The sequence below is a fragment of the Kitasatospora sp. NPDC034035 genome, from assembly GCF_055575755.1.
In genome coordinates, this window is the sequence record NZ_JBVISA010000007.1 from 332,892 (window position 1) to 340,646 (window position 7,755).

The following is a 7,755-nucleotide window of genomic DNA, read 5'->3' on the forward strand; positions in this document are numbered from 1 at the left end:
GTGCGATCTTCGGTCGGTGCCGGGCCCGTCAGTCGGTGCCGGACTCGATCGCCGCGTGGTCGAGCGCGGTGGACTCCTCCGCGTCGCCGGTGCCCGCGGCGATGGGGGCGGCCCCGCCCGGGGCGAGCTCGCCGATCAGGCCGCTCCACGGCGCCAGCTGGCCGTGCACCGCGTACTGCTCCAGCTTGCTGCGCGAGTCGGCGATGTCGAGGTTGCGCATGGTCAGCTGGCCGATGCGGTCGTCCGGGACGAACGCGGCGTCGACGCTGCGCTCCATGGACAGCTTCTCGGGGTGGTAGCTGAAGTTGGAGCCCTGGGTGTCGATGACCGAGTAGTCCTGGCCCCGCCGCAGCCGCAGCGTGACGCTGCCGGTGACCGGGTGGCCGATCCAGCGCTGCATGCTGTCCCGCAGCATCAGCGCCTGAGGGTCGAACCACCGGCCCTCGTAGAGCAGCCGGCCGAGGCGGCGGCCCTGGGTGTGGTAGGTGGCGAGGGTGTCCTCGTTGTGGATGGCGTTGAGCAGCCGCTCGTAGGCGATGTGCAGCAGCGCCATGCCGGGGGCCTCGTAGATGCCGCGGCTCTTGGCCTCGATGATCCGGTTCTCGATCTGGTCCGACATGCCGAGGCCGTGGCGCCCGCCGATGCTGTTGGCCTCGTGGACCAGGTCGACGGCGTTGGCGAACTCCTGGCCGTTGATCCGCACCGGGCGGCCGAACTCGAACTCGACGGTGATGTCCTCGGTCCGGATCTCGACCGCCGGGTCCCAGAAGGCCACGCCCATGATCGGGCTGACGATCTCCATCGAGGCGTCCAGGTACTCCAGCCGCTTGGCCTCGTGGGTGGCGCCCCAGATGTTGGCGTCCGTGGAGTAGGCCTTCTCGGCGGAGTCCCGGTACGGCAGGTCACGCTCGGCGAGCCACTCGGACATCTCCTTGCGGCCGCCGAGCTGGTCGACGAACGCCTGGTCCAGCCACGGCTTGTAGATCCGCAGGTTGGGGTTGGCGAGCAGGCCGTAGCGGTAGAACCGCTCGATGTCGTTGCCCTTGTAGGTGGAGCCGTCGCCCCAGATGGAGACTTCGTCGTCCTGCATGGCGCGGACCAGCAGGGTGCCGGTCACCGCGCGGCCGAGCGGGGTGGTGTTGAAGTACGTCTGCCCGGCGGAGCGGATGTGGAAGGCGCCGCAGGCGAGGGCGGCCAGGCCCTCCTCGACCAGCGCGGCCCGGCAGTCGACCAGCCGGGCCTGCTCGGCGCCGTACGCGCGGCCCCGGGCGGGGACGTCGGCGAGGTTCGGCTCGTCGTACTGGCCGATGTCGGCCGTGTAGGCGTAGGGGAACGCACCGTGCTCGCGCATCCACGCGACGGCGACGGAGGTGTCCAACCCGCCGGAGAATGCGATGCCGATCCGTTCACCGACCGGCAGCTTGCTCAAGACCTTCGACATGGATGCACCCTTAGACCCGCGCGAGCGGGACCCTGATTCAGCGATATGTGACGGGATTCGGCGTATTCGATCCGATGCCCGAACTGTGGCATAGATTTGCAGAGCAACGCAAGAGCATACGATCGAGTCGATGCGGGTGACTGCTTGCGGAGCCGCCCTCCGTCGACCGCCGGTCCGCTCAACTCACCTGCGCTGCGGCGTGGTTGGCGGTTCGCTGGACGGCCGTCGGCCCGGTGCCGGGTGCGGTGGGCAAGATCCGGGCGGAGCACGGAAGAACGGCGGAAGAACAGCGGAAGAACGGTGGGAGACGGCGGGCAGACCGTGGGAACCGCGACGGGCCGGACTCCCGGGGGAGTCCGGCCCGTCCCCGCTGGTGCGGCGTCAGCGCGGTACGGGCGCCGCCCGGGCGCGCAGCCAGGCCGTCCGGGAGGCGAGTACGCCGAGGCCCAGCGCGACCAGGTGCCCGGCGTCGGCCAGTTGCTGGTCCAGCGCCCAGGCGGCGGCCAGGGCCAGGGCCAGCGCCGGAAGACCGTAGCGGCGCAGCGGGACCGGACCCAGGGCGAGCAGACAGGCGCCGGTGGCGACCAGCCCGTAGCTGATGCCCACGTCCCGGGCCCGGGAGAGCGCGCCGGGGATGTGGGCGGTCAGCATCACCCACATGGCCCCCTCGGTGAGCAGAGTGGCACCCAGGTGCCCGAAGGCGAAGACGGCGGCGGCCCGGGCCGGGCCCCAACGCCACTCGGCCAGGCCCAGCACCACGGCGACCGCCGCGATGCCCGCCCAGGCCGGTACGCCGTCCACCACCAGGCCGCTGGTGAACATCGTCCACCATTTACCGACTTCCATGTGGTGCACGTTGCTGCTGTTGTGCCGGACGAACCTGGCCCGCTCGGCGTGGCCCTGACTGGCGAGCCAGGAAGCGGTGACGGTCAGCAGCAGGACGTACGCCGTGGTGAGCCGCAGCCGGGCGGCCGCTCTCAGCGCGGGCTGCCGGGAGGCCTCGGTGTCGGTCGGTGCCCTCGTTGCGAGGCGATCGCTCATCGTGCCTGGCGCCCTTGTCTGCTGTTCCCGGTACCGGCACGCCCGGTGCGTGGCCGAGGAGGTCGTGGCCGGGAGGGTCAGAGCGCCAGCGTACGTCAGTGGAGCGTGGCCGCCGGATGCCGCCCTCGGGCGGTTGGCGGGTGGCGCCGCCGGGAGGCAGGGGCCGGATCACCCGTACGGGCCGCCACGGCGGCGGGTGGCGGCGGGCCGGGGCGAGGGTGGGGGAAGTGGTGAGGGGGAGCGGTGAGGGGAGGGCGAGGGAGTGTCGAGGGGAGGAGTGTCGAGGAGGCAGTCGATGGCCGGCAGCACCGCCAGGAACTCCGAGGCGCACCGGCGGCCCTGGTGGGCGCGAGCCGCCCGCGCGGTGTGGGCCTACGTCCGGCGCGCCCCGGGCACCTACGTCTGGCTGGCGATCCTGCTCGTCACCACGCAGGTGATCCGGCACGTCGATCCGTTGACCGCCGACCGCATCCTGGAGCGGCGCTCGACCAACCTGCACCACCTGCAGACCTCGCCGGTCCGCGTCCTGGTGACCAGCGCCCTGTGGATCGCGGGCGGCGGGTGGCTGTCCTACTTCCTGCTCTACAACCTCTTCCACGTGCCCGCCGAGCGGTGGCTCGGCACGCTGCGCTGGATCTCGGTGGCGATGCTCGCGCACGTCGGCGCGACCTACCTCAGCGAGGGCGTGCTCGGCTGGGCGATCCACCGCGGGCTCGCCTCGCCGAAGGCCGTCTACACCCTCGACTACGGCGTGAGCTACGCGCTCGCCGGCGTGGTCGCGGTGCTCACCTACCTGATCGTGCGGCCCTGGCGGTACCTGTACGCGGCCGGGGTGCTGGTCGTCTACGGCCTGGGCGTCCAGCAGAGCCGGGACTACACCAGCGTCGGCCACCTCAGCGCGGCACTGATCGGATTCGCCTGCTACCCGCTGACCCGGGACCGCCCCGGCTCCTTCGACCCGGTCGCCTCGGTGCGCGCGGCCCGGCGGCGAGTGCGCGGGCGGTGACCGGGCGGGCGGTGACGGGGCGGGCGGTGATCGGACGATATCAGCCGACGCGCTCGCGGTGGGCGTCCCGCCGCCCAGGGTCCCGCCGCCCGGGAGGTCCGTCCGGTGTGCCCTCCGTATTCGGTGAATGCCAACTGTTCTAATCGGTAAGGAACTTACCGCCTTCTTACCGTACGGCCCTTCCCCTGGCCGGATCGGACCAGCAGGCTGTCCCCCTGTTTCCGCCGAGTCGCGCGACCGCGCGACCGGCCGCAGGGGAGGACCACAACCGTGCCCACCAGGCAACGACGACGGCTGCTGCTGAGCGCCGTCACGCTCACCGCGCTCGGACTGACCACCACCCAGGCGCTCGCCGCGCCGCCCGCACCCCGGGAGCCGCAACCGTGGCAGGTCCGGCACCAGGCGGACATCGGGAAGGCGCACGCCCAGAAGGTGCGGAGCGCCACCGGCGCCACGACCGCGGCCCCGAGCCTCAGCCCGCGGGCCGAGACCGAGGCCGGGGACGGCGGTGACGAGGCGGAGAACTCCGCCGAGGGCACCGCGCAGTACACCGAGGCCCGCACCGCCCCCGGCGTGGTCGCGCCGGGGGCCTACGGCGCGGCCTGGGCCCAACTGCAGTCCATGCCGCACACCGGCGGCAGCTGGGACCACGTCACGGACAAGCCGTACAACTCCGACGACCCGCGCTACCGCGACGTCAACTCCAACTCCAGCGGCGGATCCGGTCTGGTGACGGGCCGGACCACCGGCCTCGCGGCCGACAAGGACGGCTACGTCTACGCGGGCGGTGCCAACGGCGGCGTGTTCCGCTCCCGCACCGGCGGCGGCAACTGGGAGCCGATCGCCGACAAGCTGCCCACGCTGTCCACCGGCACGCTGAACCTCGACGACGGCGGCCGGCTCTGGTACGCCACCGGCGAGTCCAACACCGGCGCGACCTCGTACGTCGGCACCGGCGTGTACGTGCTCGCCGACCCCAAGCACGGTGAGTTCCAGCCGGGCAACCGGGTCGGCGGCGCCGAGCTGGAGTCGACCATCATCCACGCGCTGCGCTTCGCCGGCGGCAAGGTGTGGGCGGCCACCAGCCGGGGGGTCTGGAGCCACTCGACCACCACGCTGTCGGGCCCGTGGACGCTCGAGTTCGCGCCCAACCCGGAGTACCTGCCGGGTGGTTCGAAGGCCGGGGACCCGGCCGCGCCGTACAAGAACATCGCCAACGACATCGCGATCGACCCCAAGGACCCGAACAAGGTGGTCCTCGCGGTGGGCTGGCGCGGCGGCGACACCTACAACGGCTTCTACAGCAAGGCCGCGGACGGCACCTGGCAGCGCGTCGGCTCGCTCGGCGACCTGCCGACGGACGCGGCGAACGTCGGCAACGTGACCTTCGCGCGCTCGGCGGACGGCTCGCGCTACTACGCGATCGACCAGTCCCCGGCGGTCATGGCCAGCGACCCGGACACCGGCCTCAAGGGCATCTACGTCTCCAAGTCCGGCTCCCCGTCCGGTTCGTGGACGCTGGTCGCGGACAAGGACAAGCTGAAGGGCTCCGGCTCCGCGCTGCAGGACGACGGCTACCAGCCGGGCATCCAGGCCTGGTACAACCAGTTCCTCCAGGTCGACCCGGCCAACCCGGACCACGTCTACGCGGGTCTCGAGGAGGTCTTCGAGACCACCGACGGCGGCGCCAAGTGGGCCACCGTCGGGCCGTACTGGAACAACGGCTTCCCGTGCTGGAGCATCGACCCGGCCAAGCAGACCGGCGACTGCTCGCCGACCACCCACTCCGACCAGCACGCCGTCGCCTTCGGCAGCTACCAGGGCAAGGTCAACGTCTACGTCGGCAACGACGGCGGCATCTACCGCCGCCCGGCCAACGGGCAGTTGGACGCGTACGGCCACGCCAAGGACTGGACGCCGCTCAACGACGGCACCATCGACACCCTGCAGTACTACTCGGTCGGCGTCGGCAAGGACCCGGCGGACCGCTCGGGCCGGGGTGTGATCGTCAGCGGCGGCCTCCAGGACAACGGTCAGTCGATCCTGCGCGCCCACGACAAGGTGATGGGCTCCAACTTCGGCGGCGACGGCGCCGACACCCTCGTCGACCCGGCCAACGGCTGCAACATCGCCGAGGAGTACGTCTACCTCGACATGTGGGTCACCCAGAACTGCGCCGTCAACGACGGCAGCTGGACGAAGGACCCGAGCAAGGCCACCTCCTACGAGGTCGCCCCGCCGGACAAGAACACCAGCGCCGCACGCTTCATCGCGCCGATCACCAGCGACCCGAAGGACGGCAACACCTGGATCGCCGGCGGCCGGCACGTCTGGGTACAGCACAAGGGCTACGCGATCCGCAGCGGCAACGAGTGGACCTCGGCCTACGACCTCGGTACCGGCCACGTCGCCACCGCGGTCGCGACGGTCGACGGCACGGTGTACGCGGGCTGGTGCGGCCCGTGCAACAACGTCGGCTTCAGCCGCGGCATCGCGGTGGGCAAGACCGACGGCACCGGCTGGCACCAGCTCGACCTGCCGGTCGACGCAACCCTGCCGAACCGCTACATCTCCTCCTTCGCCGTGGACGAGAAGGACGCCCAGCACGTCCTCGTCGCCTTCAACGGCTTCTCGCGCACCTGGACCGAGGGCCCCGGCGCGGGCGTCGGCCACCTCTTCGAGACCCACGACGGCGGCACCACCTGGACCGACATCTCGGCCAACCTGCCCGACGTCCCGGCCACCTCGGTGAAGATCCTGCCGAACGGCGGTGTGGCCCTCGGCTCCGACCTCGCCGCCTTCTACCGCGCGCCGGGCACCACCGACTGGCGGGTCCTCGGCCGCAACCTGCCCACCACCGCGGTGCAGCAGCTCAAGATCGGCCCGGACGGCAAGCTCTATGCCGCCACCTTCGGCCGCGGCATCTGGTCCTTCGACCTGCGTCACCTCGGCCACGGCCGCTACGACGAGACGGACGACTGATCGGCTGACGGCCTGCCGGCGACCGGCTGATGCCGGGCGACGTCCGGTCGACCCGCCGGTGCCCGGCCCGCTCACCGCGAGCGGGCCGGGCACCGGCGTCGGCAGTCGAACCAGCGAGGGCAACATGCTCTGCGTGGCCGAGCGGCCCACCACCCAGCAGGCCGGCAAGGCCGTGCCACGATCTCTCCGGCGAGTTCCTGGGCGAGCAGGGGCGAGGCGTGCAGGCCGTCCCGGTGGGTGCCGGTCGCCACCCACAGGCCGGGGCGGCTGGTGGACCCGAGCCGTGGGTGGCCGTCCAGGCCGATCGGCCGGTTGCCGTGGTACAGGCGCTGCAGCCGGGCGGTGGCCAGGCCGTGGTGGAGCTGGCCGAGGGCGGCGTCGAGCAGGAAGCGCACCCCGCCCAGGTGCGGGGTGTCGCTGGGGACGAGCGCCGGGGCGGCGCCGGCCCCGAGGTACCAGCTGCCGTCGGCCTGGGGCACGGCGTGCAGCCCGCACGCGTACGCCCGGTTCGGGGTGCGGAGCACGGCGGGGAGCGGGGCCGGGGCGGTGACGCTGATGGCGGTGCCTTCCGCGGTGGCGACCGGCATGAGGGCCAGGTCCGGGTCCAGTGCCTCGATCAGCGGACCGGTCCATGCTCCCGCAGCCAGCACGACGTTGGGCGCGCTGACGTGCCCGTGGTGCGTCCGCAGGAGGTAGCCGGCGCCACTCGACCGCAGCGGGGCGGCGGGGACGCGGGTCACGTTCGGCAGCGAGTCGAGCGCGGCGTCCAGGGACTCAAGCCAACCGCGGGCGTCCAGGAACGCCTCGTCGGGCAGGTGGAGAGCGCGCAGCGGCCGCTCGTTGTCCAGCGACTGCACAGCCGGCACCTCGGAGGGCTCGACTTCCTCGACCGGCACGCCGTACTGGCGGCCCGCGCGGACGATCGCCGCGAACGACCGCTCGTCCAGCGGCGAACCGACCGCGTTCAGCAGGACGAACGTGCCGGTCGCGTAGCCGTCGCCGACCGGACGTGCCTCGGCGCTGCCGGCCGGTGCGGGCGGAGGACGCGCGGGGCCTCGCCACTTCCGATGGCGAAGTGGCGAGGCTCAGGAACCGTACGCTCCGACCAGCGGTCGGCTCTCACGGCTCGCGGTGGTGTGGCCGTGACTTGGCGGCGGGTCAGCGCCGCAGGGTGAGGAGACCCGGGCGCCACGGCAGTTGGTCGTAGGGGCCGGTCGCGGTGGGGGACTTGCCCTGGTAGAGGAACTGCAGGTTGCAGGGGTCGATGGTCATGGTCTGGTCGGGG

General features: G+C 72.3%; 5 protein-coding genes and 1 pseudogene. 2 read left to right on the plus strand and 4 right to left on the minus strand.

Annotation, left to right across the window (positions count from 1 at the left end; translation table 11 throughout):
• Window positions 1-28: 28 nt before the first annotated feature.
• Both argG and ACZ52J_RS13140 read right to left on the minus strand, forming a co-directional pair.
• A complete protein-coding gene (gene argG, locus ACZ52J_RS13135; protein WP_465618253.1) occupies window positions 29-1,441 on the minus strand; it encodes an argininosuccinate synthase in 1,413 nt (470 codons plus the stop codon).
• Between the two features lie 381 nt (window positions 1,442-1,822).
• Window positions 1,823-2,482 (minus strand): rhomboid-like protein, encoded by a 660-nt coding sequence (locus ACZ52J_RS13140; protein ID WP_465618255.1) that lies wholly within the window; start codon window positions 2,480-2,482, stop codon window positions 1,823-1,825.
• A gap of 295 nt (window positions 2,483-2,777) precedes the next feature.
• On the opposite strand from ACZ52J_RS13140, the gene ACZ52J_RS13145 reads away from it, so the two are divergent.
• On the plus strand, window positions 2,778-3,488 hold the full coding sequence (locus tag ACZ52J_RS13145; RefSeq protein WP_465618257.1) for a rhomboid-like protein: 711 nt from the start codon (window positions 2,778-2,780) through the stop codon (window positions 3,486-3,488).
• A 270-nt stretch (window positions 3,489-3,758) separates the two neighbouring features.
• Window positions 3,759-6,470: a ligand-binding sensor domain-containing protein gene (locus ACZ52J_RS13150; protein WP_465618259.1), complete on the plus strand. Its 2,712-nt coding sequence runs from the start codon at window positions 3,759-3,761 to the stop codon at window positions 6,468-6,470.
• Window positions 6,471-6,541: 71 nt separating this feature from the next.
• Here the strand turns inward: ACZ52J_RS13150 and ACZ52J_RS13155 are convergent, their stop codons facing one another.
• On the minus strand, window positions 6,542-7,441 hold the full coding sequence (locus ACZ52J_RS13155) for an NAD(P)/FAD-dependent oxidoreductase (RefSeq protein ID WP_465618281.1): 900 nt from the start codon (window positions 7,439-7,441) through the stop codon (window positions 6,542-6,544).
• A gap of 187 nt (window positions 7,442-7,628) precedes the next feature.
• A pseudogene (locus ACZ52J_RS13160) lies at window positions 7,629-7,755 on the minus strand (non-reducing end alpha-L-arabinofuranosidase family hydrolase); the annotation flags it as partial.

Coding starts and splice junctions, on each gene's coding strand:
- ACZ52J_RS13145 (WP_465618257.1), top strand. CDS start 2,778: ATGGCCGGCAGCACCGCCAGGAACTCCGAGGCGCACCGGCGGCCCTGG.
- argG (WP_465618253.1), bottom strand. CDS start 1,441: ATGTCGAAGGTCTTGAGCAAGCTGCCGGTCGGTGAACGGATCGGCATC.
- ACZ52J_RS13140 (WP_465618255.1), bottom strand. CDS start 2,482: ATGAGCGATCGCCTCGCAACGAGGGCACCGACCGACACCGAGGCCTCC.